Source organism: Bacillus sp. AFS037270 (assembly GCF_002585305.1).
Map to the genome: position 1 here is coordinate 35,068 of NZ_NUNF01000081.1, position 25,807 is coordinate 60,874.

The 25,807-nt window shown below is 38.2% G+C and carries 28 protein-coding genes; 22 read left to right on the forward strand and 6 right to left on the reverse strand.

Annotated features, from left to right (window positions below; translation table 11 throughout):
• The first annotated feature begins 55 nt into the window (after positions 1-55).
• The 4 genes from opp3b to COD92_RS28020 are packed head-to-tail and all read left to right on the forward strand — an operon-like array spanning position 56 to position 4,043.
• A complete protein-coding gene (gene opp3b / locus COD92_RS28005; protein ID WP_098528358.1) occupies positions 56-988 on the forward strand; it encodes an oligopeptide ABC transporter permease in 933 nt (310 codons plus the stop codon).
• On the forward strand, positions 985-2,013 hold the full coding sequence (gene opp3C, locus COD92_RS28010; RefSeq protein WP_098528359.1) for an oligopeptide ABC transporter permease: 1,029 nt from the start codon (positions 985-987) through the stop codon (positions 2,011-2,013). Before opp3b ends, opp3C begins: the two co-directional genes overlap by 4 nt.
• 17 nt (positions 2,014-2,030) lie before the next feature.
• A complete protein-coding gene (locus COD92_RS28015) occupies positions 2,031-3,101 on the forward strand; it encodes an ABC transporter ATP-binding protein (RefSeq protein WP_098996706.1) in 1,071 nt (356 codons plus the stop codon).
• The gene (locus tag COD92_RS28020) at positions 3,102-4,043 is read left to right on the forward strand and encodes an ABC transporter ATP-binding protein (protein ID WP_098528361.1); all 942 of its coding nucleotides are present in this window, start codon (positions 3,102-3,104) and stop codon (positions 4,041-4,043) included.
• A 227-nt stretch (positions 4,044-4,270) separates the two neighbouring features.
• On the opposite strand, the gene COD92_RS28025 is transcribed toward COD92_RS28020, so the two are convergent.
• On the reverse strand, positions 4,271-4,456 hold the full coding sequence (locus COD92_RS28025; protein ID WP_098528362.1) for a hypothetical protein: 186 nt from the start codon (positions 4,454-4,456) through the stop codon (positions 4,271-4,273).
• A 562-nt stretch (positions 4,457-5,018) separates the two neighbouring features.
• Between COD92_RS28025 and spxA the strand changes: the two genes are divergently transcribed.
• The 5 genes from spxA to pepF all read left to right on the forward strand — a co-directional run bounded on the left by spxA (position 5,019) and on the right by pepF (position 11,216).
• Complete coding sequence (gene spxA, locus COD92_RS28030; RefSeq protein WP_098528363.1) at positions 5,019-5,414, forward strand: transcriptional regulator SpxA; 396 nt, start codon at positions 5,019-5,021, stop codon at positions 5,412-5,414.
• Positions 5,415-5,688: 274 nt separating this feature from the next.
• Entirely contained in the window at positions 5,689-6,360 is a 672-nt protein-coding gene (mecA, locus tag COD92_RS28035; protein ID WP_098528364.1) for an adaptor protein MecA, read from the forward strand.
• 76 nt (positions 6,361-6,436) lie between these two features.
• A complete protein-coding gene (cls, locus tag COD92_RS28040; RefSeq protein WP_098528569.1) occupies positions 6,437-7,948 on the forward strand; it encodes a cardiolipin synthase in 1,512 nt (503 codons plus the stop codon).
• Positions 7,949-8,055: 107 nt separating this feature from the next.
• Positions 8,056-9,249, forward strand: a complete 1,194-nt coding sequence (locus COD92_RS28045) for a competence protein CoiA (RefSeq protein WP_176550484.1) — start codon at positions 8,056-8,058, stop codon at positions 9,247-9,249.
• A gap of 146 nt (positions 9,250-9,395) precedes the next feature.
• Positions 9,396-11,216, forward strand: coding sequence for an oligoendopeptidase F (gene pepF, locus COD92_RS28050; protein ID WP_098996708.1), 1,821 nt, complete (start codon positions 9,396-9,398; stop codon positions 11,214-11,216).
• Positions 11,217-11,821: 605 nt separating this feature from the next.
• Here pepF and COD92_RS28055 read toward each other — a convergent pair.
• The 3 genes from COD92_RS28055 to COD92_RS28065 all read right to left on the reverse strand — a co-directional run bounded on the left by COD92_RS28055 (position 11,822) and on the right by COD92_RS28065 (position 13,815).
• The gene (locus tag COD92_RS28055; protein ID WP_255286575.1) at positions 11,822-12,700 is read right to left on the reverse strand and encodes a ClpXP adapter SpxH family protein; all 879 of its coding nucleotides are present in this window, start codon (positions 12,698-12,700) and stop codon (positions 11,822-11,824) included.
• Positions 12,684-13,094 (reverse strand): globin domain-containing protein, encoded by a 411-nt coding sequence (locus tag COD92_RS28060; protein ID WP_098528368.1) that lies wholly within the window; start codon positions 13,092-13,094, stop codon positions 12,684-12,686. The genes COD92_RS28055 and COD92_RS28060 overlap by 17 nt, the downstream gene beginning before the upstream one ends.
• A 130-nt stretch (positions 13,095-13,224) precedes the next feature.
• Positions 13,225-13,815: a CYTH domain-containing protein gene (locus COD92_RS28065; RefSeq protein ID WP_098528369.1), complete on the reverse strand. Its 591-nt coding sequence runs from the start codon at positions 13,813-13,815 to the stop codon at positions 13,225-13,227.
• A 157-nt stretch (positions 13,816-13,972) separates the two neighbouring features.
• Here COD92_RS28065 and COD92_RS28070 point away from each other — a divergent pair, with 157 nt between their 5' ends.
• From COD92_RS28070 to COD92_RS28085, 4 genes are all read left to right on the forward strand, one after another.
• The gene (locus COD92_RS28070; RefSeq protein ID WP_098996709.1) at positions 13,973-14,341 is read left to right on the forward strand and encodes a UPF0738 family protein; all 369 of its coding nucleotides are present in this window, start codon (positions 13,973-13,975) and stop codon (positions 14,339-14,341) included.
• A gap of 67 nt (positions 14,342-14,408) precedes the next feature.
• On the forward strand, positions 14,409-15,047 hold the full coding sequence (gene yjbM / locus COD92_RS28075) for a GTP diphosphokinase (RefSeq protein ID WP_098528371.1): 639 nt from the start codon (positions 14,409-14,411) through the stop codon (positions 15,045-15,047).
• Between the two features lie 39 nt (positions 15,048-15,086).
• On the forward strand, positions 15,087-15,881 hold the full coding sequence (locus COD92_RS28080) for an NAD kinase (RefSeq protein WP_098528372.1): 795 nt from the start codon (positions 15,087-15,089) through the stop codon (positions 15,879-15,881).
• 17 nt (positions 15,882-15,898) lie between these two features.
• Positions 15,899-16,804 (forward strand): RluA family pseudouridine synthase, encoded by a 906-nt coding sequence (locus COD92_RS28085; protein WP_098996710.1) that lies wholly within the window; start codon positions 15,899-15,901, stop codon positions 16,802-16,804.
• A 151-nt stretch (positions 16,805-16,955) separates the two neighbouring features.
• Here COD92_RS28085 and prpE read toward each other — a convergent pair whose 3' ends face one another.
• Entirely contained in the window at positions 16,956-17,696 is a 741-nt protein-coding gene (prpE, locus tag COD92_RS28090) for a bis(5'-nucleosyl)-tetraphosphatase PrpE (RefSeq protein WP_098996711.1), read from the reverse strand.
• Between the two features lie 91 nt (positions 17,697-17,787).
• Between prpE and COD92_RS28095 the strand changes: the two genes are divergently transcribed.
• The 3 genes from COD92_RS28095 (at position 17,788) to COD92_RS28105 (ending at position 21,438) form a co-directional block, all read left to right on the forward strand.
• The gene (locus tag COD92_RS28095) at positions 17,788-19,647 is read left to right on the forward strand and encodes a monovalent cation:proton antiporter family protein (RefSeq protein WP_098528375.1); all 1,860 of its coding nucleotides are present in this window, start codon (positions 17,788-17,790) and stop codon (positions 19,645-19,647) included.
• 108 nt (positions 19,648-19,755) lie between these two features.
• On the forward strand, positions 19,756-20,520 hold the full coding sequence (gene fabI, locus COD92_RS28100) for an enoyl-ACP reductase FabI (RefSeq protein ID WP_098528376.1): 765 nt from the start codon (positions 19,756-19,758) through the stop codon (positions 20,518-20,520).
• 348 nt (positions 20,521-20,868) lie between these two features.
• Complete coding sequence (locus COD92_RS28105) at positions 20,869-21,438, forward strand: CotO family spore coat protein (RefSeq protein WP_098996712.1); 570 nt, start codon at positions 20,869-20,871, stop codon at positions 21,436-21,438.
• Positions 21,439-21,566: 128 nt separating this feature from the next.
• Here COD92_RS28105 and COD92_RS28110 read toward each other — a convergent pair whose 3' ends face one another.
• On the reverse strand, positions 21,567-22,082 hold the full coding sequence (locus COD92_RS28110) for a CotY/CotZ family spore coat protein (RefSeq protein ID WP_098528378.1): 516 nt from the start codon (positions 22,080-22,082) through the stop codon (positions 21,567-21,569).
• A gap of 143 nt (positions 22,083-22,225) precedes the next feature.
• On the opposite strand from COD92_RS28110, the gene COD92_RS28115 reads away from it, so the two are divergent.
• The 6 genes from COD92_RS28115 to COD92_RS28140 all read left to right on the forward strand — a co-directional run bounded on the left by COD92_RS28115 (position 22,226) and on the right by COD92_RS28140 (position 25,465).
• A complete protein-coding gene (locus COD92_RS28115) occupies positions 22,226-22,579 on the forward strand; it encodes a DUF1360 domain-containing protein (RefSeq protein ID WP_098528379.1) in 354 nt (117 codons plus the stop codon).
• A gap of 312 nt (positions 22,580-22,891) precedes the next feature.
• A complete protein-coding gene (locus COD92_RS28120) occupies positions 22,892-23,359 on the forward strand; it encodes a YhcN/YlaJ family sporulation lipoprotein (RefSeq protein WP_098528380.1) in 468 nt (155 codons plus the stop codon).
• A gap of 16 nt (positions 23,360-23,375) precedes the next feature.
• Positions 23,376-23,852 (forward strand): stage V sporulation protein AC, encoded by a 477-nt coding sequence (gene spoVAC, locus COD92_RS28125; RefSeq protein ID WP_098528381.1) that lies wholly within the window; start codon positions 23,376-23,378, stop codon positions 23,850-23,852.
• On the forward strand, positions 23,853-24,878 hold the full coding sequence (gene spoVAD, locus COD92_RS28130) for a stage V sporulation protein AD (protein ID WP_098528382.1): 1,026 nt from the start codon (positions 23,853-23,855) through the stop codon (positions 24,876-24,878).
• A 4-nt stretch (positions 24,879-24,882) separates the two neighbouring features.
• Complete coding sequence (gene spoVAE, locus COD92_RS28135; protein WP_098528383.1) at positions 24,883-25,239, forward strand: stage V sporulation protein AE; 357 nt, start codon at positions 24,883-24,885, stop codon at positions 25,237-25,239.
• Between the two features lie 109 nt (positions 25,240-25,348).
• Entirely contained in the window at positions 25,349-25,465 is a 117-nt protein-coding gene (locus tag COD92_RS28140) for a YjcZ family sporulation protein (RefSeq protein ID WP_098528384.1), read from the forward strand.
• Positions 25,466-25,807 lie beyond the last annotated feature (342 nt).

Genomic DNA, 25,807 nt, shown 5'->3' on the forward strand with positions numbered 1-25,807 from the left:
CTGTGTAAGAATTGTCGTAAAACGTCGAAAATTTAAATAATTAGGAGGTGTAGGCATGGTCAAATATATACTTAAACGTGTTGGCTATATGATTATTACACTTTTTATCGTAACATCGCTTACCTTTTTCCTCATGAAGCTGATTCCTGGTAGCCCATTTAATAACTTCGAAAAGCTTACTGAAGTTCAGCGTAATATTTTGCTGGATAAATATGGCTTGAACGACCCTGTGCCTGTTCAATATTTTAACTACATGGTGAACCTGGTAAAAGGGGATTTGGGAGTTTCCTTCCAATTTGATAATACCCCTGTCACGGAACTTATTGCAAATCGTCTAGGACCTTCAGCTCAATTAGGTTTGCAAGCTATGATTGTAGGTTCAATTTTAGGTATCTTATTAGGAGTAATAGCGGCTCTAAAACAAAACACATGGATTGACTACGGTTCTACTTTTATCGCTGTTGTTGGTAAATCGATACCATCATTTATTTTTGCTGGTTTAATGCAATATTATATTTCAGTTAAATTAGGATGGCTCCCTGTAATGTTATGGAAAGGACCGGAATATACGATCCTTCCTACTATTGCACTTGCCATGTTCCCGATTTCAATTGCAGCCCGTTTTATGCGTACTGAAATGGTTGAGGTTTTAGGGTCTGATTATATCACATTGGCAAGAGCTAAAGGTGCAAGCCGCTGGCAAATTAGCTTTAAGCATGCTATGAGAAATGCTTTAATACCTGTTGTAACTGTCTTGGGACCACTAGCGGTTAGCTTAATGACTGGATCACTAGTTATTGAGCAAATTTTTGGTATACCAGGAATTGGGGAGCAGTTCGTTAAATCAATTAATATGAATGATTATCCGGTTATTATGGGAACTAACATTTTATTTGCTGTTTTATTTATCGTAGTTATTTTGATAGTTGATATTCTTTATGGAATCATCGACCCACGTATTCGTGTTTCGGGGGGGAAAACTAAATGAGCAACAAAGATATAGCAATTTCAAAGGATATGTTTGCTCCTGCCCATATTGATCCATCAAAAAGTGAAAAAATTGCAAAACCAAGTTTGAATTTCTGGCAGGATTCATGGCTAAGGGTCCGGAAAAATAAAGGTGCTGTTGTCAGCATGATAATCCTGCTTATTATGATTATCATGGCCTTCGTCGGTCCAATGATTACGCCATATGACTATGATACGCAAAATACTAAACATAATAATTTACCACCGCGTATTCAAGGCTTAGAAAATGTTCACTGGCTTCCGTTTGACGGTACTTTAACTAGAAGAGATGGTACCGAATATAACGCATATGAAATCCGTAAAGTCGATGCCTATTATTGGTTTGGAACTGATAATCTAGGCCGTGATCAATTTGCTCGTGTTTGGAAGGGTACCCAAGTATCATTATTTATCGCCTTTATGGCTGCGTTAATTGATATGGCAATTGGGGTTGCATACGGAGCTATTTCGGGATATTTGGGTGGTCGTACAGATAGTGTAATGCAGAGGATTATTGAGGTTATTGTTGGTATTCCGAACCTGATTATCGTTGTTTTGATGATTCTCGTGTTAAAACCGGGTATTATCCCAATTATTATCGCTTTAACCATTACTGGATGGACTAGTATGGCTCGTGTGGTACGTGCACAAGTATTAAAATTCAAAGGACAAGAATTTGTACTGGCTGCCAAAACTTTAGGTGCTTCAAATTCGTCTATTATTTTTAAACACATGATTCCGAATATGTTTGGTGTCATTATTATTAATACGATGTTTTCTATCCCAAATGCTATTTTCTTTGAAGCATTTTTAAGTTTTATTGGGCTGGGATTACAAGAACCTCATGCATCTTTAGGAACATTGGTCAATGCAGGATTTAAATCAATGATTGCTTTTCCGTATCAAATGATTATTCCTTCCATTATGATTGCGTTAATCATGGTATGCTTCAACCTTGTAGCGGACGGATTACGTGATGCGTTGGATCCAAAAATGCGTGATTAGAAGGCAGGTGGATGTAAATGGATAAAATTTTAGAAGTAAAGGATTTAAATATATCGTTTCATACGTTTTCGGGTGAAGTTAAGGCAATCCGTGGCGTAAGTTTTGATTTATATAATGGTGAAACCTTAGCTATTGTAGGTGAATCTGGTTCTGGAAAATCAGTCACAACCAAATCAATCATGCGTTTACTTCCTGAACATAATTCAGAAATTAAAGGCGGTCAGATTCTTTTTGATGGCAAGGATTTAACCAAATTAAAAGATAAAGATATGCAAAAAATCCGTGGGAAAGATATTTCAATGATTTTCCAGGATCCAATGACTTCTCTAAATCCAACAATGAAAATTGGCAACCAAATCATGGAGCCGCTTATTAAGCATCAAAACATGAGCAGACAAGCTGCAAGAGAAAGAGCTGTGGATTTATTAAAGTTAGTTGGTATCCCAAAACCGGAAATTCGTGTAGATCAATACCCGCATCAATTCTCAGGTGGGATGAGACAAAGGGTTGTTATTGCGATTGCTTTGGCATGTAATCCTAAGGTTCTTATTGCGGACGAACCTACAACAGCACTTGATGTTACGATTCAAGCACAGATTTTAGAGTTAATGAAAGATCTTCAAAAGAAAATTGATACATCCATCATTTTTATTACTCATGACCTTGGCGTTGTTGCGAATGTTGCCGACCGTGTAGCAGTAATGTATGGTGGAAAAATTGTGGAAATTGGTACAGCGGACGAAATTTTCTATAACCCGCAGCATCCTTACACATGGGGACTAATTAGTTCAATGCCGGATATGGATACAGACGATGAGGAATTATTTTCAATCCCAGGCACACCACCAGATCTATTGGATCCACCAAAAGGTGATGCATTTGCACCTCGTAACCCATATGTAATGAAAATTGATTTGGAGCAGGAGCCTCCATTCTTCAAAGTATCGGATACACACTATGCAGCAACATGGTTATTGCACCCGGATGCACCTAAGGTCGAGCCGCCTGAAGCTGTTAAGCGACGTCAAAATCAATATAAAGGCACAGTTGGGGCAGCTAAATTCCCTGGTTCAAAGGAGGGAAAGTAAATGGCACAAACAGAGAAGTTACTTGAGATTAAAAACTTACAGCAATATTTTAATCCAGGTAAACCAAATGAAGTAAGGGCAGTTGATAATGTCAGCTTTGATATTTACAAAGGCGAAGTATTGGGTCTTGTAGGGGAGTCGGGCTGCGGTAAATCCACTACCGGCAGAACGATTATTCGTTTATATGATGCCACAGGTGGAGACGTTTTATATGATGGTGTTAATGTCCATGGGAAAAAATCAAAGAAGCAATTAAAAGAGTTTAACCGTAAAATGCAAATGATTTTTCAGGATCCATATGCATCACTAAATCCAAGGCTAAAAATTGCAGATGTAATTGCAGAGGGAATCGATATTCATGGTTTAGCAAAAACACGAGAAGAGCGGATGAACCGTGTATATGAGCTGCTGGAAACAGTTGGTTTAAATAGAGAACACGCCAATCGCTATCCACATGAATTTAGCGGAGGGCAGCGACAACGGATTGGAATTGCCAGGGCGCTAGCTGTTGAGCCTGAATTTATTATTGCGGATGAACCAATTTCTGCATTAGACGTTTCAATTCAAGCACAGGTAGTTAACTTAATGAAAAAGCTTCAAAAAGAAAAAGGGTTAACCTATTTGTTTATTGCGCATGATTTGTCAATGGTTAAATATATCAGTGACAGGATTGGTGTAATGTATTTCGGTAAGATGGTAGAGCTTGCACCTGCAGATGAGCTCTATAAGAATCCACTTCACCCATATACGCAGTCATTACTATCTGCTATTCCCGCTCCAGATCCAATCAGCGAGCGGACAAGAAAGCGGAAAACCTATGATCCAGCAAGCCATAATTATGCTGACAATGAATCAATTGAATTTAGGGAAGTAACTCCTGGACACTTTGTCCTTTGTTCTGAAAAGGAATTCAAACGAAACCAAGCAAATTCTAAGAAATAAGAAAAAACGATCTCAATTTTAATTGAGATCGTTTTTTTATCTGAAGGTAAGAAAGAATAAAATTTGCTTTGAAAATTGTCCAACTTCAGCGTCCAGCGACAAGTGTACTTTACCCATCTCCCTACGATAAGTCAACACGAAAAAGCTGTAGCTCTTCGTGTTGACTTTATTTCAGTCGAAGGGCTCCAGTCCTGTCGTGTGCTAAACGGGGCTTGCACTTTTCTAATTTAGTTTTTTTTACCGCCAACCATTTTCCATCCGGTCCGGTATTTCGCGCTTTCATCAGTAAATTCAGTTCTACGCTTACCACCGAATATTTTTTCCCCAATACCATTGGTTATAACACCCATTAAAGCAGTAATGCCAATAATTAATAAAGCAACGATCATCAAATCTGTTATGTAAGCACCCATCATGAATCCCTCCATTAAGCTAATTAGAGAAAACGATCTGATTATATACCTTCCCTTATTTTATTGTAAAAGAACTCGTAATTTATTGAAAGTAAAAATTATAGAAATTCATCTATGAATGAATGCGTTTTCATTTAGTGTCATTTAATTGAGAATTGAAGTTAAGAGTAAATTAAGATTAGACTTATAAAATTAAGACAGTAAAAAGCATGCTCCATTCCGTATGGAAATTACCCATATAGAAAGGAGCTGAATAAGAAGATTTTAATGTTGGAAGTAATTTTTATTTTAATGTACAAGCTTTATAATGAAAAAAATATGAAACCTTTTAGAACATTATTCGTCTAATATCATGTAACCAAATAGATTGAAATAAGCTTCTGTCGATATTATTTTTTTAAAAAGGGATACCTTTTTTTGAGACAGTGGTGTATAATTTATGATAGAAATTACTTATTTATAATTATTTTAATTACGAAAAAGGGTTTCTTTCACAATAAAAATGGGTACATGACTATATAAGATTACAAGTATGTAAATTAAAGAGGAGTGTGAAGAACGGATGGTTACACTATACACTTCACCAAGTTGTACATCATGCAGGAAAGCAAAATCATGGTTAGAAGAACATGAAATTCCATACACTGAAAGAAATATCTTCTCTGAGCCGTTATCCATGGAGGAGATTAAGGAAATTTTACGAATGACTGAAGATGGTACTGATGAAATCATCTCTACAAGATCAAAAACATTTCAAAAGTTAGATGTAAACTTAGATGCAATGCCATTACAGGATTTATTTAAATTAATAAAAGAAAATCCTGGTTTGTTACGCCGCCCAATCATTATTGATGAAAAGCGTCTACAAGTTGGTTATAATGAGGACGAAATCAGACGCTTTTTGCCTAGAAGGGTTAGAACTTTTCAGTTGCGTGAAGCGCAAAAAATGGTTAATTAAATAAAAAGACCTTCTTCAGAAGGTCTTTTTTGTCTATACGCATTTAATTTGAATATTATCATTCATTTTGCTATGATTAAGGGAATATCTTATATTAATCATTAGGCTAACTAACGGTTTTTAAGATTTTATTTTTTTTTTATTTCCCATATAAGTACTTTTGTCATAAAATGAAAGTACAAGAGTATTTCCTTTTTTAGATGTCAATCATAATAGTATTATCTGCTTGGGGGTATTTGTCCCTTCAATACGGAAACGGAAGGGAGAGGTTATGATGGAGATTGAGCGAATTGATGAATATACTGTGAAATTCTACATTTCCTACGGTGATATTGAGGAGAGAGGCTTTGATCGCGAAGAAATCTGGTACAATCGAGAGCGCAGTGAGGAACTCTTTTGGGAAATGATGGATGAAGTTCATGGTGAGGAAGATTTTGTTGTTGAAGGCCCACTATGGATCCAAGTCCAAGCACTTGATAAAGGGTTAGAGGTTCTTGTTACCAAGGCCCAACTTTCAAAAGACGGACAAAAGTTTGAGCTCCCTATCCCTAATGACAAAATAAAGGACATTCCTGTGGATGACAAAATTGAAGAGATCTTAGATCAGCATTTTAGTCATCATCATTCAGATGAAGATGAATTAATGCTAGAGGAAGAAACTTTGGAATTCCTACTTGCCTTTAAGGATTTTGAGGATATTATTAGCTTATCAAATCGAGAAGGTTTAGATAATTTAGATACAAAGCTTTATCACTTTGAAGGAAAATATTATTTATATACTGAATTTCCTGAAGATGTATATGAAGAAGATGAAATAGATGATATTCTCAGTATTTTACTGGAATATGGTTATGAAACACAGCTTACCATTCATCGGATTCAAGAATACGGTAAAGAGATTATGCCGAAAGACGTTTTCGCGGAAATACGAAAATATTTTAGTTAATAATTATACCGATTTCACATTTGAAATCGGTCTTTTTATCATTAGATATACTTGAAAATTTTGGCAGGTGAGTGCACTGAAAAACACGGTTAGGGTGGTCTTATTTTTAGCAGTTTTATCCGGACTATTATTTTATTTTAAAGACCAACTGGAAAGCGGTATCTTCGGATTTTTGAGTGTTTTAATTACACTGTCTGTTATTTTTATAGGCTTTGTCATTTTCTTTGAGAATCGTCATCCTACACAAACCCTTACCTGGCTAGTGGTTTTAGGGAGTTTTCCGTTAATCGGCTTTATTTTTTATTTATTGTTCGGGCGCAATTATCGAAAGGAAAGGATGTTCAGGAAGAAATATTTCCTTGATAAGCAAGCTTTTCTAACAGTGGAGGGAGAGGACGATCTAAGAAGTCAGGAGAAACTCAGTTTAATGGGAGAGCATCAGGGGAAATTATTTAAGTTGGCTCAGAAACTGGGGAATAGTCCCATTTCCTTTGATACTTCTACAAAAGTTTTAACAAATGGAGAGGAAACCTTTAGCCATATTACCGAACAACTAAAAAGGGCAAGACATCATATTCACCTTGAATATTATATTGTTCGTCACGATCTGATCGGTCAGGAAATTAAAGAAATATTAATTCAAAAGGCAAGTGAAGGGGTTAAAATTCGTTTTCTTTTTGATGCGGTCGGATCCTGGCAGCTTTCTAAAAACTACATTAATGATTTGAGAAATGCGGGTATTGAGGCCGTTTCGTTTGGGCCTGTAAAATTGCCTTTTTTAAATAATAAATTTAACTTCCGTAATCACCGAAAGATTATTGTCATTGATGGGACCATTGGGTTTGTCGGCGGGTTGAACATAGGGGATGAATATTTAGGGAGAAACGAAGAAATTGGTTTTTGGCGTGATACCCATTTAATGCTGAAGGGTGAAGCAGTCCGTACGCTCCAATTAATTTTTTTACAAGACTGGTATTATATGACCAATCATAGCTTTCTAACTGCGGAATACCTTTCACCTCAATTAGATAATAAACGTCATGGTGGTGTACAGCTTATTGCAGGTGGGCCTGATAATGAATGGAGCGTCATTAAAAATATCTTTTTCTCCATGATTGCATCAGCTGAAAAATCTGTTTGGATTGCATCCCCTTATTTTATCCCAGATGAAGATATATTCTCAGCGATTAAAGTGGCAGCCCTGAGCGGTGTCGATGTGAGACTCCTCGTGCCAAATCGGCCAGATAAACGAATCGTCTTTCATGCATCAAGGTCCTATTTTCCGGAACTGCTTGAAGCTGGGGTAAAGGTGTATGAATACCAACGCGGATTTATGCATAGTAAAATTATAATTGTCGATAACGAACTCGCTTCGATTGGAACCTCTAATATGGATATGAGAAGCTTTCACTTGAATTTTGAAGTGAATGCGTTTTTATTCCGAACTAATAGTACGGAAGAGCTTGTGGAAGAATACACCAATGATTTAAAGTATGCTAGACAGCTCGAGTTGGAAACCTTTCAACAAAGGCATATTGGTTTTAGAATTTTAGAATCAACCGCTAGGTTATTATCACCACTACTTTAATTATATGAACATGTAGAAACTCGTCGGAAAAACGGCGAGTTTTTTAATAATTAAAAGGATTATGATAGGGGATAGTCGAATTGATAGATATAAAGGAGGGGAACGATTTGTTAACTGCATTAACCAAAACTGGGAAAAAGATTTGCCTAGGGTTTGATTACAAGAAGGAAACACTTATGTCGCTGCGCGATAAGGAGGAATTTGTTTGTCCAGTCTGTAGGGAAACAGTTTTGTTGAGACTGGGGGATCAAAGAATCTTTCACTTTGCACATAAACAAAGTAGTCGATGCCGTGAACTTTACGAAAATGAAACTTATGAGCATCTTGAGGGGAAGAGGCAGCTTTTTCAGTGGCTTATCAAACAAAATATAGCATCAGTTCTTGAGTATTATGATCGAAACATCCAGCAGCGGCCAGATATTATGTTTAAATATAATGGCCAAAGGTATGCGTTAGAGTATCAATGTTCTACATTAACTGATAAAGTTTTCATGAAAAGAACTAATACTTATTTAGAAAATGGTTACACCCCGTTATGGGTCATATCTAGCAGCCAACTTCATCAGAAACGAAAAGATCTTATTACATTGTCAAACTTCCAATATTCATTTTTAAGAACTGCATCATCCGGGAGACTTTATATCCCTGCTTATTGCCCCGATAAACAACTCTTTCAATTAGTGGAATCCATTACTCCCTTCTCCATAAAAAATTCTTTCGCACATCTTTCATCACTACCAATTCAAACCATTGAGCTAGATTCTATACTAGAACCACAGAATGACCATCCCATTTCCCAGGCAAGTTGGAATAGGGAAGTGGAAAGATATATGTTTAACTGGGCCCTTCATCCAAGGACCGAGCATAAGCCATTTTTGCAGGAGATTTATAACCAAGGATTAAATATCTTCCTGATTCCTCCTGAAATTGGTCTGCCAGTTGCCCATTCTGTCCTTATTCAAACACCTCCGTTTATTTGGCAAACCTATTTGTTTGTCGATGTTTTAGCCCACAAGAATCCCCTAGATCTAATCACGCTGAAAGAAATTAACACTTCCTATCAAAAGAGAATCCAAAAAAAGCAGATAATAGTTCGTCATCTGCCACAAGTGAAAAATGTAACTCCGTTTACTGCAATAATTGAATATCTACAACTTCTTGAGAAATTAAATTTCCTAAAGCAGAAGGGTGACACGATATTTGAAGTGCAAAAGAAAATCCTAATCCCTCATTCGAACCGTGAAAGAGAAGAAGCAAAACAAGATTTCTTAGCCCAATATGAAAATGTGCTATCAAGATGATAGAAGTGGGAAATTAATACTAATAATCCCCATATGGGCATAATATAGTAGGAGGGTATTTCGATTTGTTTTTAAAGGATAAAAGCAAAATAAGGAGAATAAGTTAATAGTAAGTATTTCCAAGTAAAATGAATGGAGGATAAATAATGGCGAATGAAACAAAAGTAAAGCAGCTGCCAGCAAGAAGTGAAATTCTTGTTGAGGACACGTGGAAATTAGAAGATATCTTTGCAAGTGATCAGGATTGGGAAAAAGAGTTTCAAGAAATTAAGAGTGAGATACCTGAGATAAAGCAATACGAAGGAAAATTAGGAGAAAGTGCTGAAACGCTCTATCAAGCTTTACAGTTTCAAGACAAATTGTTAGAACGAATCGGTAAGCTCTATACATATTCCCATATGCGCTATGACCAAGATACAACAAACTCCTTTTACCAGGGGTTAGATGACAGGATGAAGAATCTCTATTCCCAAGCAGCAAGCCAGCTAGCATTTATTGTTCCGGAAATTCTATCAATTGATGAAGAGAAAGTAAATAGTTTCTTAAATGAAAAGGCAGAATTAAAATTATATGAACATGCAATCGCAGAAATCAATTTACAAAGACCACATGTACTAAGTGCAGAACAGGAGGCGTTACTCGCTGAGGCTAGTGAAGTAATGGATGCCTCTAGTAATACATTTGGTATGTTGAACAATGCGGACTTAGAATTTCCAACCATTCAAGATGAAAACGGCGAAGAGGTCGAAGTAACTCATGGACGTTACAGCCGCTTCTTGGAAAGCGCAGATCAGCGTGTAAGACGTGACGCTTTTGCAGCCGTTTATAAGACTTACGGAGCTTTTAAAAATACTTTTGCTAGTACGCTAAGCGGGAATGTAAAAAAGGATAATTTCAATGCAAGAATTCGGAAATATGATTCCGCAAGACATGCTGCATTATCAGCTAATAACATTCCTGAGAGTGTTTATGATAACCTAGTGAATACGGTGACGGAAAATCTACACTTGTTACATCGCTATATAAAGCTCCGTAAGAAGGTACTTGGACTTGAGGAGCTTCATATGTATGATTTGTATACACCGTTAGTGAAAGATGTAAAAATGGAAATCAAGTATGAGGATGCAAAAGATTTAGTGGTAAAGGGTCTAGCACCATTAGGAGATGAATATTCAAATATTCTAACAGAAGGATTCGAAAACCGCTGGGTGGATGTTCATGAGAACAAAGGCAAACGCAGTGGTGCCTATTCATCCGGTGCCTATGGCACGCATCCGTTCATCTTAATGAACTGGCAGGATAATGTAAATAATTTATTTACGCTTGCTCATGAATTTGGCCACTCCGTGCATAGTTACTATACTCGCAAAAACCAGCCGTATGCATATGGTAATTACTCAATTTTTGTGGCGGAAGTAGCTTCCACTTGTAATGAGGCACTGCTCAATGACTATTTATTAAAAACGATTGATGATGAACAAAAAAGAATTTACCTATTGAATCATTATTTGGAGGGCTTTAGGGGGACTGTGTTCCGTCAGACCATGTTTGCTGAATTTGAACACTTAATTCATCAGAAGGCACAAAATAATGAGGCATTGACGGCGGATTCCTTAACTGAAGCTTATTATGCGTTAAATAAGAAGTATTTCGGTGAAGAGGATATTGTTATTGATGAGGAAATCGGTCTGGAATGGGCAAGAATTCCGCATTTTTATTACAACTATTATGTATACCAATATGCCACAGGATTTAGTGCTGCTACAGCATTAAGCAAACAAATTCTCGAAGAAGGCGAGCCTGCTGTGAAGCGTTATATTGAGGAATTCCTCAGTGCAGGAAGTTCTGATTATCCGATTGAAGTTCTTAAAAAAGCAGGAGTAGATATGACCAGTGCTGCTCCAATTGCGGATGCTTGTAAGGTATTTGAAGAAAAATTAAATGAATTAGAAAAACTGTTATCATAAGAACATCGGAGGCGCCCGTTTAGCGAAGTACACTTGTCGCTTTAGCGCTGGACAATTATCATAGATTATGTACTTTTCTATCGGGATGGGGCCGTTTGGGCTCCATCCCTTTAAAAACCTCTAAAACGTCTCCGATCATTTAGATAAACAATAAAAATAAGTATAGATATAAACATGATGGGCGCACTCAGCAGCATAGGGAAGATGTGAATCAATGCAAGGAGATTAAGAAAAAAGGCAATTGTAATAAAAAGAATCATAATGATAAAAGGTAATTTGCCCATTAAAATGCCACCTACCTTTTTGTTTACTTATTCTATTTCTATTGTCCAAATCATGAATTTATTACTTTATGACAATATTGTGAAACAAGGCACAAACTTATTGTCATAGGATTATGCCGCATGGTATATTTTATACGTGAAGTTGATCACAACAAACATATACCCCTTTTGTTTGACCGTGAAAAATTTCTCCCATCCCCTTTGTTCGTATTAATAGAAAAATGCCTTACAGTCGGAAATGCTGTAAGGCATTTTCGTTTCTGTCAAAAAATCTAATTATAAAAAAAGACAAGTGTCAATCGTCTCGTGATTGACACTTGTTTATTCATCAATATATCGCCAAAATGTACCATATTTAGCTGGTATTTGCTCGACTACCTGCTTTAACAAAAGCTTCTTCATTTCCCGTTCAATTTGCGAAATCGACATATTATAAACAACGGCAATTTCCTTAGAAGCAACAAACTTAAAAAACTTAAGAAAAGATTCTAGTGGCGGCGGTGGTGATTTCTCCGGTCTTTCAGAAAGCATCTCTTCTAATATTTGTACATAAACCTCATAGGGGTAAGAACCGGCAATTTTAATCCCTTCATCCTCAATATTTTCATTAAAAAATACGAGGGTTGGAATTTCAGTTACATCCATCTCTGAAGTAATTTTCAAATCACATTGAAATGCTTTGGCCGCGCTGTCGGAATGAATATCTTTCATGAATTCCTCGACATCTAAGCCAGAACTATCCGCACATTCCTTTAATACTTCTAAGTTTGAAGGGTTTTGTTTTTCTAAAAATAACATTTCCTGAATTCTGCGAAAGAAACGTAAGCCCGCGCGTCTTCCTTGTAATTCAGCCGCTTTAATCGCTATGGAGACTATATAAGGATTATCAATCGGATTCTCTAACCAAAGACTGCCATCGCAAGACATTCCCGACCTGCTGGCTGTTTTTTCCCAAACTTGAGCAATATTCTCATAGTTCTTCTTTTTACTCAAATTTAAATTAGCTAATCGTCCACTTAATACATGTTTAATGGAAAAGTACCGGCCATATTCAATTCGAAGTTTTTTGATAATCGGCTCTAATGCCCAGCACTCGGGACATAACGGGTCAATAAACATATATATTTCGATTGGTTTTTTCTCATTCCCATTGAAAGGGTTCTTGGGAACAGGTGACGAAGAATTATTCACAATTTTCACCCGTAATCTCGCCTTCATCTGGCGTGTTAATCATATGTTGGGCAGTAAGATGCAGCCGCGCGTAAAATTCCTCTCTTACCGGCCCTTCTAATCCGATTATATCCATCGCTTTCTTCATACATGATAACCAAGCCCTTGCACGGGTTGGTGTAACGGGAAATGGCAAATGACGTGCACGCATCATCGGGTGACCATGTTCTTCTGTATAGAGAGGAGGACCTCCTAAATATTGAGTTAAAAATTGCTTTTGTTTCCGGGCAATCTCAGAGAATTGATTCGGAAATATGGGCGCAAGGTCAGGATGTTGTGCAACAAGGCTATAGAAAGTGTCGACAAGACGGTGTAGTGTATTTTCACCAATTACTTCGAATGGTGTAAGCTTTTTATCAATCATGTTGACAACTCCTTTCATCGATATTGTATTCATATTTTAACAATGCCCATTTCATATCTCAAATGAATTGCCTTGAAAAGGACTGATTTTTAAGATAGAAACTTTTTTTATGTAATAAAAGTGGCTGCTGCTAATTAGTTTTAGTTTGTTTATATTTTTGATGATAAAAACGGCGGACTTTATTTTCGGTTTGTCGTTCTGGGATCTTAAATCGGTTTAGAAGTGCATGAAAATTTTTAAGGCCTTCTTGATAATCTTCTACTTCATATTCCATTTCATAATCTTCGTGTTCAAGATAGATACTGTGATCAAGTACGAGCAGTCCATTTTCATAGGAAATCTCTGCTCGATTGGTAATGAGTGAACCAAAATATTCAATTTTGGCAAAAGGGATGTTATTTTCTTGTATTAATTGTTTTATTTGTCCACCAGGTAGTCTGCCATCATTAATAGCCGCAGTTGTTTCCTCATAAGTTAATTTTTGATTGGTTTCAAGCAGCCCAATCTCTCTTGGCTGTTTGAGAGTCATCACATAGTCCGTGCCTTTTTTTCGAATCCTTAATGCGCTATCTGCTTTTTTTAAAGCAAAATCAGGCGTATCAAAGTACAGGTTCTCCTGAGTAAAAATATGCTTTTCCCCAATGTTAAACGAAAGTAAAATTCTTTCATATTCTGCTTTTGTGAGCATGTTTTTAAACTCAATTTCAATATTTTGTGACATCTTTTGTCTTCCTTTCGCCATTAAGATAATTTCATCATACCGATGAACTTTGGATGCTGTCTAGTTTCCGATTCTTGTTGCATTTTAAAAAAAGCAATCCTTGGGAGAAATGGTCCGATTATGCTAAAATAGGAAAGTGAAAGATGGAGGTTTAATCATGAAGAAGAAAATAATCATTCAAACAGCAATAGTAACCGATCATAAACTAATTTTAGAAACTGATGAATCTATTACCGGGTTAATTCCTAGTGAACAAATACTTGTTGATTCAGATAATAGTGCATTTATTTACCTTTTGGATGATCAAGAAGACTATACATATATTGTTTTAGAGGAAGAGCTCTGGTCTTATTTAAAAACAGCAAATGAACTAAAACTACCTGTACTTGTTAAATCTAATCAGGAACAAATTGAACTCATAAACTTTCATGATGAATTAGAATATATCCTGAGCAATATTAAAGGCAATAGTAACTATGGTGATGAGTTTGTAACGAAAGTGGAGGGATTTTTCCTAACTGTTTGAGCTTTTTCGCTGAAGAGCAAAAAAGTTTCGCTCATCTAAACAATTTGTTTTTCTTTGAGGTGAATTCATGAAGCATTGGGATCAATTTTTAGCACCATATAAACAGGCAGTTTCTGAATTGAAAGTAAAATTAAAAGGGATGAGAGGGCAATATGAGTTAGATTCCTCTCATTCACCGATTGAATTTGTAACAGGCAGAGTCAAACCAATTGCAAGTATTCTTGATAAAGCGAACCAAAAAGGGATTCCGCTTGAAAGCTTGGAAGAGGAGATGCAGGATATAGCCGGCATGCGGATTATGTGTCAGTTTGTCGATGATATTCATACTGTGGTTAATTTATTAAGGATCCGCAACGATTTTGAAATAGTGGAAGAAAGAGATTATATTTCTCACGAAAAAACTAGTGGATATCGCTCATACCATGTTGTCATTCAATATCCCGTCCAAACTATTCATGGGGAAAAGAAAATTCTTGCTGAAATCCAAATTAGGACGTTAGCGATGAATTTCTGGGCGACCATCGAACATTCACTTAACTATAAATATAAAGGAGTATTTCCTACAGATATCAAAATGAGATTACTAAGAGCTGCAGAAGCGGCATTTCGTTTAGACGAGGAAATGTCTTTAATACGTGGTGAAATACAGGAAGCACAAGCATTTTTTACCCGAAAAAAGGAATTGACACAAGAAGAAAAAAACTAACATCCGCCTGTGAAAGCCGATTTGTAAGGAGAAAATAAGATGAAATTTGCGATTACATCAAAAGGGGATCAAAAGTCCAATATTTTAATGAGTAAAATGAGGACATATTTACTTGACTTTGATCTTGTTTACGATGAAGACCAACCTGATATTGTTGTTTCCATTGGCGGTGACGGGACACTTCTCTATGCGTTCCACCGCTATAGCAGCCGGCTAAGTAAAACAGCATTCGTCGGAATACATACGGGGCACCTTGGATTTTACGCAGATTGGATACCAGATGAAATTGAAAAACTGGTAATTGCCATCGCAAAAACCCCATATCAAGTCGTAGAGTACCCGCTTCTTGAAGTCATTATCCGCTACACACATGCAGGAAAAGAATCCCGTTACTTAGCACTTAATGAATCCACGGTGAAAAGTGTCGAGGGTACACTTGTGATGGATGTAGAAATTCGAGGACAGCATTTTGAACGGTTCCGTGGTGATGGCCTTTGCATTTCTACTCCATCAGGCAGTACAGCGTATAATAAAGCTCTTGGCGGGGCCATCATTCATCCGTCGATTTCAGCCTTACAAGTTGCAGAAATGGCCTCCATTAATAACAGGGTGTTTCGGACGGTTGGCTCTCCGCTAATTTTGCCAGCACACCATACCTGTATGCTTAAGCCAGTAAAAAAATCTGATTTTCAGGTAACCATTGATCACCTGACATTACTTCATAAGGACGTAAAATCGATCCAATATAGGGTACCGGAAGAAAAAATTCGTTTTGCCCGCTTTAGACCGTTTCCATTTTGGAAAAGGGTCCATGATTCATTTATATCTGATTAAGCCGGAGGACCTTATTGATGGAAGCACGATTTAAATTGAACTGGATTATTGATGAGTCCAGTGCCGGTTTACCAATTAAAGTGTTCTTAAAACAAGAAGAAATCTCCCGAATTGCTTTAACGGATATTAAATTTAGGGGCGGCTTTATTCTTGTTAATAATGAGGAAGTGAATGTAAGATATAAGCTAATCGAAGGTGATTCGTTGTCTGTGATTTTTCCTGCTGAAATTCCGAGTGAGGGAGTTATGGCGGAGAATATCCCGTTAACCATATTGTATGAAGATGAATTTTTACTTGTGGTAAACAAACCGGCGATGATGAACACGATCCCATCTCGCGAACATCCGAATGGCAGCCTTGCTAATGCTCTTGTAGGATATTACAAGCGAGTGGGGATTCAGGCTACTTCCCATATTGTCACAAGGCTAGACCGTGACACTTCAGGAATAGTATTAATCGCCAAGCACCGTCATGTTCATCATTTATTTAGTAAAATGCAGCAAAATGGATTGGTGAAAAGGACATATGAAGCTTTTGCGGGTGGTTTACTCGCTGCTGATAATGGAACTATAATTGAACCGATTGGCCGCAAACAGGATAGCATTATTGAACGGGAAGTACGGGCTGATGGTCAATATGCTTGTACCCATTATAAGGTAATTAAGAGCTACTCTACATTTACTCATCTTGAGCTTAGACTTGAAACAGGGCGTACACATCAGATAAGGGTTCATATGTCGTTCTTAGGACATCCTCTGCTCGGAGATGATTTATACGGAGGAGATACTTCCTTAATCAAACGGCAAGCCCTTCATTGTAAAAAAATTCAGTTCCTTCATCCCTTTTATAAAAAAGAGATGTCCTTTTCGGCTTCACCCCCAGAGGATATGAATAGTATTTTAGAGGCTGACCTGCTTGAATAGTGGTCAGCCTTTTAAACAAGCTTTGAGAATTGTCCAGCTCCAGCGCCTAGGGGCTCGGGGTCATAAGCCAATCCGTCAAGAAGGCTAAAAAACATCCTTCTCGCCGGCTCGTCTTATGCCTGTCGCCCCTGTTCAAGGCGCTTCCGCTTTTCTAATCAAATTGTTTAAATTTTTCCTGAACATGTGGCATAGTAGAGGGAACAGAAACCAATTCCATTTCGGGATAACGTAATGCCGTCAATTTACCGCCAAACACAGCTCCTGTATCAATGTTATACGTGTTATTAATAATACGCGGCTCATTGACCGGAGTATGTCCATAAACAATACAGGCATCGCCATGATAGTTTTTTGCCCAATCCAACCTAACTGGTGTTCCATCCGGATTTTTTTTACCAGTAATATCACCATAAAGGACAAATTCTTTTACTTTTCCATGTGTTTGGCCGATATATTCCTGTTTTATCCCGGCATGTGCTATAACTAGCTTTCCATTGTCCAATACTAAGTAGAGTGGGGCTTTTTCATACAGCTCGATAAATTTTTTACGAATGGATTGTTGATCTTGTTTATATAATGATTCATATTCAGCTACCGTCGTTTCTAGCCCGTGTGTCACCTGAACTTTATTTCCGAGAAAAAAGCGATACAGCTTATTGCAATGATTGCCTGGTGTGTAATGTGCTTTTTGGTGATGAACTACTAGCTGCCAAACGACTTCAATCACCTTAATGGATGCAGGCCCTCTGTCCGTTAAGTCACCAACAAATCCAAGAGTCCTCCCTGAGGAATGGACTGGTAACCCTGTTTCCCAACTGTAGCCAAGCTTTAAAGTTAATTCTTTCAATTCGCCAAAACAACCATGAATGTCTCCGATAATATCAATTTTCATAGGATTGCACCCCCTGTTAGTTTTATTTATCTTTAGTTTATTCGGTTGCTTTTATAAGAAAGAAACCTAGTTTTGAAAGGCGGTTTAAATAATGGAACAACACATTTCTGTACTTTCGCTGCTTGTTGTTGTGACGACAGCGTTTTTAACGCCAATTATTCTGCATCGATTTAAATTGAATTTTATCCCGGTTGTGGTTGCAGAAATTATTATGGGTCTCATTATTGGGAAAAGCGGCTTTGATATTGTCCATCAGGATGCCTGGCTGTCCACCCTTTCGACACTTGGCTTCATTTTCCTTATGTTCTTAAGCGGGCTGGAAATTGATTTTACCGCCTTTAGCGGCAGCAAAAAACGGGATGCACTTGCGAATGGAAAAAAGGAGCCCAATACTTTTGTTGCAGCAACGGCGATTTTTGCTGGAATTTTTATTTTTTCTCTAATTCTATCCTATCTATTTGTTCTAGCAGGATTTATTGATAATGCCTTTTTGATGACGTTAATTATCTCAACCATTTCCCTAGGAGTAGTAGTGCCTACCTTGAAAGAGGCCCATTTGATGAAAACGGTCATCGGGCAAATCATCTTGCTTGTTGCGGTAATAGCCGATTTAGTAACCATGATTTTATTAGCTGTATTTGTTTCAATATATGAGGCTGGCCATGGGAATACGTGGCTGCTCTTGATATTATTTGGAGCAGGTATTGTTCTTTATTTTATTGGTAAGAAATTTAAAACTCGTACCTTTATTGAAACATTATCAACGGGAACTGTGCAAATTGGCACAAGGGCGGTATTTACGTTGATTATTGTATTAGTGGGGTTATCGGAGACGGTCGGTGCGGAGAATATCCTTGGCGCCTTCCTAGCCGGTGTTTTAGTTTCATTACTATCACCCAACCAGGAACTCGTCCATAAACTGGATTCCTTTGGCTATGGCTTTTTAATCCCTATCTTTTTTGTGATGGTTGGGGTTAACCTTGATGTTTGGTCACTCTTTAGTGAAAAGAAGCTTCTTTTACTTATACCGCTTTTATTGATTGGACTGCTGTTATCAAAGCTGGTGCCAGTTTATCTATTAAAGATTTGGTATGATACGAAAACCGTTATTTCTTCAGGCTTTTTGCTTACCTCCACTCTTTCACTTGTGATTGCTGCTGCAACCATTGGTGAAAGGATGGAAGTAATAACTCCCCAAATGAGTGGTACCTTGATATTGGTGGCTGTGATTACATCGATTTTTACACCAATGGTATTCAAAAAGCTCTTTCCGTTGGAGGCTGCGATAAGCAAAAAGGTTAGTGTGGCATTTTTAGGTGCTAACCAGGTAACCCTATCTTTATCGCAAGAATTAAAATCAGGCCTGTATGATCCGGTTCTTTATCATACGAAAATGGAGAAATCAGATAAGCAAATTGCTAATTCACTCTTTGAAATTGTTGAAATCACTGATTACTCCATCGATTCTATTTCCAAAACAAATGTTTTTCAATCAGAAATTGTAGTCATTTCTACTGGTGATGAGAATTTAAACGCAAGTTTGTCCATTGAAGCGAAGGAAAAAGGTGTTTCCAGGGTCATAGCCCGGATTGAAAGCATAGAACTAGAACAAAATTTACGGGAGCAAAATATTGAGGTATTCTCTTCATTTATGTCAACCAAAACACTGCTTCGGGCATTAATTGAATCTCCAACAGTTATTAATATCTTGACTAATCAAGAGACAGGGTTATATGAAATCAAGATGTTAAACACACACTTTGATGGAATGCATTTGCGGAAATTTCCTTTTACAGGCGATGTGATCTTTGTTCGTATTTTTAGAGGAAAGGATTCGATTGTCCCTCATGGTGATACGGAATTGCAAATCGATGATCGTTTAATTGTTACCGGGTCAAAGGAGTATGTTGTTGAATTGAAGCGGGAATTGGAATTCTGTGAGACATGCTAAAGAGTTTGGGAAAGAATAGTATCCGAACCTTTTCATTTAAGGGGAAGTAGTGTAAAATTAGTACCAAGTACTAATATCATGTAATTATAGTAGGGGGACTATTCCAATATGAATTTATCTGGAAAAACTTTTGTTGTTATGGGTGTAGCTAATAAACGCAGTATTGCTTGGGGAATTGCCCGTTCACTTCACAATGCAGGAGCAAGATTAATTTTTACATATGCGGGTGAAAGAATTGAGAGCAGTGTTCGTGATTTAGCTAACTCTCTAGAGGCAGAGGGAACTCTTGTGCTTCCATGTGATGTAACAAGTGATGAAGCAATTGCAAGCTGTTTTGCTGAAATTAAGGAAGCTGTGGGGACCATTCACGGTTTGGCACACTGTATTGCGTTTGCAAAGACTGAGGATTTAAAAGGTGAGTTTGTAAGCACATCAAGAGATGGATTCCTGCTTGCACAAAATATCAGTTCATATTCATTGACAGCAGTGGCGAAAGTAGCACGCGAACTAATGACTGAAGGAGGAAGTATTGTAACTCTAACATACTTAGGCGGAGAGCGAGCTATACCAAACTATAATGTTATGGGTGTTGCGAAAGCCTCTTTGGATGCAAGTGTCCGCTACTTGGCTTCTGATTTAGGAAAAGACGGCATTCGTGTTAATTCCATTTCTGCCGGTCCGATCCGAACATTATCAGCAAAGGCAATTGGGGAATTCAATTCGATTTTAAATGAAATCGAAGCAAAAGCTCCATTACGGAGAACGACTACTCCAGAAGAAGTCGGTGACACAGCCCTTTTCTTATTCAGTGATCTTTCACGGGGAATTACTGGTGAAAACATCCATGTAGATTCTGGCTACCATATCCTTTAAAAAACCAGCCTGCTAGCTCTTTAGCAGGCTTTTTTATTTGACATCAAAATTTATATCAGATCTTAGAGAATTGTCCAGCTCCAGCACTCTAGAGCTAGGGTCGTTCGCACTCCGCCCTACGATAAGTCAACATCGAATCGCTTTAGGCTCTTCGTGTTTCCTTTATCTCAGTTGGAGCGCTCCATAAGGAAGGCTTTGGCAGCTTAAGCATCGCACGAAGGAAAAGCGATAGCTTTTTCGAGGAGGCCATACGCCGCTGAACAGGGCGCTTCCGCTTTTCTTGTGAACCAAGATAGGCATATTGCATATATATAATGTGTGTGATTTCGTAACAAGGAGGTGAATTGCTTGTCAACGAAGAAGAGCCAGGGACCCATGTTATTTATCCACCAGGCGTTTGTAAGGCCGCCTTCAAATTTAAATATGCAAGATGTTTTTACGAATCGGCAGGAACCGGCACCGCTCGAGGATGAACAGCCAGTGCTGCAAGAAACTAAGAAAACAATCCCCTTAGCAAAAGAGGACCTGGCACCATACGAGGATGAGCCGTCAGTGCTACAAGAAACTAAAAAAACAATCCCCCTTGCAAAAGAGGAACTGGTTCTTGAAAATCAGGATAACTCGAAGCAGCTTGAGGTTCAATCCACAGCAAAACCAAAGGGGAAACAAAGGTCTTTCTTAAAAAGGGTCAAACCATTTAAAGAGATGGAACTGCTTGAGCGTTTAGACTATCTAATTAACTTTCCAAAAGTTCTGCCCCCTGTACCATGCGTCTTTTATACTGCGCGAGGAAACTTTCAAGGTTATTTAACAGAATACACAGACCAAGATGTAACCATACGTTTCCACAATCAAACCTCGAAAACCATTCCATTAGAACAGTTAACTAACGTCATTATGATTGGAATACAGAGATAAAGAAAATAAAAAAGCCAGCCGTTTTACGACTGGCTCATTTGTTCAATTTCTGTTAATCATCTTAAACCTGATTAATAGTAGCCTCAGCTCCAAGTAATTGGTCAGCTTTAATACTGCTGTTCGCTTCCTTAATTGCAAAGTCCAAGGTTAACATCAGCGATACATTGCACTGCACAGAAGCAGCTTAAGTCAACGGTGATGCAATCTCTGCTCGCGCGGAATCTGTCAACTTTACAAACCTTTTTAAGGTCAATGCAGCATTTTTCTCCTGAAACGAGATTAACCGGAACAAACTGTCCGTTGCTATCCCGATGGCCTGGTACTAACACACGAAGAGTGGCACAGCAGTTATCAAATACGTCCTCAACGCGGAAGAAGATAGATACACATGCATCACATTCCTCTGTTAAGAATGCATGAAATGGCGTACCATCAGCAGTACTTAGAACAAATACACGCGTATCAACCGGGTCTCTCCTTGTAGGTGACACCATCGATCCTAGTGGTTCGGTAAAGCAGCTAGTACACTCAGTACATTCTTGTTCAACTGCTTCAACTGCATTATCTTGAATATCCTTAATCGCACGAACTACTTCGCAAACACAGTTTTCACCGTGAAAGTTGTTATTATTTCCACAACCCATTAATTTTTTCCTCCTTATTCCGTGATATATCTTACAGTACTAACATATTTATGTGAGCGCTTTTGGGAAACGGACAAACGCCTTGTTTGTCAAAATTAGGCTGGTCAATCATCTATTTAATCTCAGAAAGGATAGTAGCCGGTATGAATATAACCTATTTAACGTTGCTTCTATTATCGCTGGCAAGCTTTCGGCTGACGAGATTGCTTGTTTTCGATCGAATCTTTGAGTTTATTCGCGAACCTTTTTTTGACGAAGTAAGGGAGGAACATGAAGGGGAAGTTGAAATTTATTATGTTCCAAAAAAGGCAGGAATTAAGAAGTTTATAGGGGAACTGCTTAGTTGTTATTGGTGTACAGGAGTATGGTCAGCTGCCTTTATAGTCGGTTTTCATTATATCTGTCCAGAATTTTCTAGACCAATAATCTTGGTTTTAGCAGTGGCCGGTTTTGCTTCCCTGATGGAATTATGTGTCCAGCTTTTTATCGAAAAATAATGCTTTCGTGGAGACAAGATTCATTAATTCGACATATTCTAACTAGTAGTAAATATTTTGAAAGGGGAGGAAGAAGTGAACAATAAAAACCAAAACAAACAAATGACACAATCTACTCACAAATCGACAACTACTAAAAAGAATAAAGGCTGCGGATGCAGTAAAAAAACTTCAAAGTAACGGAAAAACTGCTGGTAAAACTGGCAGTTTTTTTAATTTAAGCTGCCAAGGTTATTCAGTCATAATTTTGCAGGATATTGAAAAAACTAAAGGAGTATTCAAACACTCAACGGGACAAGGAAAGTGAAGCATATGAAAGCGGCATATCGTTTGATTGTAAGTATGAGTTTATTATTATTGACGGCATGTTCTCAAAATCAGCCGGTTAAAGAAAGTCAATTAGCGCTCATGAAAACAACAAATCCGACCCCGCTTAGTACGGAGCGGAAAAACAATAGTGATCGGGTAGAGGATATCAAAAGAGATGTTAGTTCTTTACCGGAGCTGTATGACGTTGCGGTTATCAAAGGAGAAAAAGATACATTAGTGGTCTATAAGGTAAAACATATGAAGAGATTTAAAATGAAGACAATCGAAAAGAATCTAAATAAGAAGCTAGAAGAAAATCATCCAAAAGAAAACTTTACAGTATCAAGCGATTATAAGATTTTCTTGGAAGCTGTCAGGCTAAACGAGAGGATGAAATCAGGAAGGTTATCACATTCTAAGGCTGAAAAGCGTTTAGAGGAAATTGTTAAGATGACGGAAGATATGAAGTAAGAAAGGATGTATCAGAATGGCTAGCAAGCAGAAAAAGATGACCCCTCAGCAGAAAAACTATCAAACACTCCAACAAAAACATGAACTGAAGCGTCCGGTTTTAAAAAATTGTATTAAAGCATTTTTAGTTGGCGGGATTATTTGCATGATTGGCCAAGCTGTCAGTTATTTCTACATATATTATTTTAACTTCACCGAGCAGAACGTCGGAAACCCTACTGTTGCAACAATGGTCTTTTTTTCGATGTTGTTAACTGGTTTTGGCGTTTATGACCACATTGGCCAATTTGCTGGTGCAGGGAGTGCGGTACCGGTAACTGGGTTCGGGAATTCAGTAATCTCTGCAGCCATTGAACACCGGACTGAAGGGTTTGTACTCGGTGTTGGTGGAAATATGTTTAAACTTGCAGGTTCAGTGATTTTATTCGGAGTGTTCTCAGCGTTTGTTGTTGCATTAATTAAGACGCTACTTGTGATGTGGGGGGTTTTGTAATTGTTAAAGGGGCACCAATCATGGGTTTTTAACAATCGGCCAATGATTACAGCAACAGGAGTAACGGGGGGACCGTTTGAAGCAAACGGCAACTTGGCGAGTGACTTTGATCTGCTGTACGATGATTTATGGATGGGACAAGAATCTTATGAAAAAGCCCATCGATTATTGCTGGAAGAAGCGATCAAAGCAGCTTTAAAAAAGGGGAATATCCAAAAAGAACAGGTTCAGTTTTTATTTGCCGGAGACTTACTTAATCAGATCACTCCGACAAGCTTTGCAGCAAGGACCATGCAGATTCCCTACTTCGGTCTATTTGGTGCCTGCTCAACATCCATGGAGGGTTTAGCCTTATCTTCCTTTGTCGTTAATTATCAGGGGGCAAACTACGTTTTAACCGGGGCATCCAGCCATAACTCTGCTGTCGAAAAACAGTTTCGCTATCCAACCGAATATGGCGGACAGAAACCGCCAACCGCACAATGGACGATTACAGGTGCGGGAGTTGCGCTGGTTGAGCCGAATAAACCGGGTGAAAATAATCCGGTGACCACGTCGGCAACAATTGGAAAAGTCGTGGATATGGGTTTATCAGATCCTTTTAATATGGGCGGGGCAATGGCTCCCGCAGCCGCGGATACCATTACCGCTCATTTTCGTGATTTGCAATTAGACCCATCGTATTATGATTTGATTGTGACAGGTGACCTTGGACGAATTGGTCATGATACTGCTTTTGAATTGTTAAATAAAAATGGACTGAAAGTGGATAAAAAACAATTTCAGGATTGTGGATTATTGATGTATAAAGATGACCAGCCTGTTCAATCCGGTGGCAGTGGAGCAGGATGTTCGGCAACTGTCTTATATGGACATTTACTAAATGAAATGAAAAAGGGGACTTATAAACGAATATTAGTCGTCGCTACAGGAGCATTATTGTCCCCGCTAAGCTTTCAGCAAAAAGAGTCAATTCCATGTATTGCCCATGCTGTTGCAATTGAGATGAATGGTGAAAAGGGGTGAATCGATGCTTGCAATGTTTTTTTGGGCCTTTGTTGTAGGTGGATTAATTTGTGTAGTAGGGCAATTAATGTTTGATGTAGCGAAACTCACACCGGGTCATACCATGAGTTTGCTGGTGGTTGCTGGAGCGGTCTTAGATGGATTAGGGTTATATGAGCCACTAGTTGATTTTGCAGGTGCCGGAGCAACGATCCCGATTACCAGTTTTGGAAATTCTCTTGTTCATGGGGCACTCCAAGACGCTAAAGCACATGGAATTATTGGCGTTTTAACTGGGATGTTTCAAGTAACAAGCTCTGGTATTTCTGCTGCAATTATTTTTGGGTTTATTGGCGCACTAATTTTTAAGCCAAAAGGGTGAAATACTCATTTTTATAGCCAATTTTCCCATAAGGCTGTCATGCCTAGTACACATGATTAAGTAATTTCATATGTTATTAATGAGATTACCGAAAGTGAGGTGACAGTCTATGTGCTTTGGATACGGCGGCTACGGCTACGGCGGCGGTTATGGCTACGGTTCCACTTTCGTGCTTATCGTAGTATTATTCATCCTTTTAATCATTGTTGGCGCAAGCTTCTATTAATAGACAATGAGATGGAGGGGGCTGGACCTAAAAAGGGCCAGCCCTTTCTGTTATTTACATAAGATTGACTGTGTAGTTTTTTTACGGTACATCGCATTCCTACTGATTGTTGGAATGCAAGGTGCCTTTTGACAGGACTCGCTGTCAATAGCTGTAGATTGTCCGAAGGCAAGGCGACTTCGGACAGAACCCGCTGGAAAAAGCTGTAGATTGTCCAAGGGAAGGCGATTTCGGACAGGACTGGATGAAAAATGCGTTTGATTGTCCAAAGGTAAGGCGACTTCGGACAGAACTCGCTGGAAAAAGCTGTAGATTGTCCGGAGGTAAGGCATCTTCGGACAG

Excerpts from the sequence above, each read along its gene's own strand:
- prpE (WP_098996711.1), bottom strand. The coding sequence starts at position 17,696 with ATGAAAATTGATATTATCGGAGACATTCATGGTTGTTTTGGCGAATTG.
- spoVAC (WP_098528381.1), top strand. The coding sequence starts at position 23,376 with ATGGCTAGCAAGCAGAAAAAGATGACCCCTCAGCAGAAAAACTATCAA.
- COD92_RS28065 (WP_098528369.1), bottom strand. The coding sequence starts at position 13,815 with ATGTCACAAAATATTGAAATTGAGTTTAAAAACATGCTCACAAAAGCA.
- mecA (WP_098528364.1), top strand. The coding sequence starts at position 5,689 with ATGGAGATTGAGCGAATTGATGAATATACTGTGAAATTCTACATTTCC.
- COD92_RS28140 (WP_098528384.1), top strand. The coding sequence starts at position 25,349 with ATGTGCTTTGGATACGGCGGCTACGGCTACGGCGGCGGTTATGGCTAC.
- spoVAE (WP_098528383.1), top strand. The coding sequence starts at position 24,883 with ATGCTTGCAATGTTTTTTTGGGCCTTTGTTGTAGGTGGATTAATTTGT.
- COD92_RS28110 (WP_098528378.1), bottom strand. The coding sequence starts at position 22,082 with ATGGGTTGTGGAAATAATAACAACTTTCACGGTGAAAACTGTGTTTGC.
- opp3C (WP_098528359.1), top strand. The coding sequence starts at position 985 with ATGAGCAACAAAGATATAGCAATTTCAAAGGATATGTTTGCTCCTGCC.
- COD92_RS28025 (WP_098528362.1), bottom strand. The coding sequence starts at position 4,456 with ATGGGTGCTTACATAACAGATTTGATGATCGTTGCTTTATTAATTATT.
- spxA (WP_098528363.1), top strand. The coding sequence starts at position 5,019 with ATGGTTACACTATACACTTCACCAAGTTGTACATCATGCAGGAAAGCA.
- yjbM (WP_098528371.1), top strand. The coding sequence starts at position 14,409 with ATGAAGCATTGGGATCAATTTTTAGCACCATATAAACAGGCAGTTTCT.
- COD92_RS28060 (WP_098528368.1), bottom strand. The coding sequence starts at position 13,094 with ATGATTGATAAAAAGCTTACACCATTCGAAGTAATTGGTGAAAATACA.
- pepF (WP_098996708.1), top strand. The coding sequence starts at position 9,396 with ATGGCGAATGAAACAAAAGTAAAGCAGCTGCCAGCAAGAAGTGAAATT.
- COD92_RS28095 (WP_098528375.1), top strand. The coding sequence starts at position 17,788 with ATGGAACAACACATTTCTGTACTTTCGCTGCTTGTTGTTGTGACGACA.
- opp3b (WP_098528358.1), top strand. The coding sequence starts at position 56 with ATGGTCAAATATATACTTAAACGTGTTGGCTATATGATTATTACACTT.
- COD92_RS28085 (WP_098996710.1), top strand. The coding sequence starts at position 15,899 with ATGGAAGCACGATTTAAATTGAACTGGATTATTGATGAGTCCAGTGCC.
- COD92_RS28070 (WP_098996709.1), top strand. The coding sequence starts at position 13,973 with ATGAAGAAGAAAATAATCATTCAAACAGCAATAGTAACCGATCATAAA.
- fabI (WP_098528376.1), top strand. The coding sequence starts at position 19,756 with ATGAATTTATCTGGAAAAACTTTTGTTGTTATGGGTGTAGCTAATAAA.
- COD92_RS28115 (WP_098528379.1), top strand. The coding sequence starts at position 22,226 with ATGAATATAACCTATTTAACGTTGCTTCTATTATCGCTGGCAAGCTTT.
- COD92_RS28080 (WP_098528372.1), top strand. The coding sequence starts at position 15,087 with ATGAAATTTGCGATTACATCAAAAGGGGATCAAAAGTCCAATATTTTA.
- COD92_RS28015 (WP_098996706.1), top strand. The coding sequence starts at position 2,031 with ATGGATAAAATTTTAGAAGTAAAGGATTTAAATATATCGTTTCATACG.
- COD92_RS28120 (WP_098528380.1), top strand. The coding sequence starts at position 22,892 with ATGAAAGCGGCATATCGTTTGATTGTAAGTATGAGTTTATTATTATTG.
- COD92_RS28020 (WP_098528361.1), top strand. The coding sequence starts at position 3,102 with ATGGCACAAACAGAGAAGTTACTTGAGATTAAAAACTTACAGCAATAT.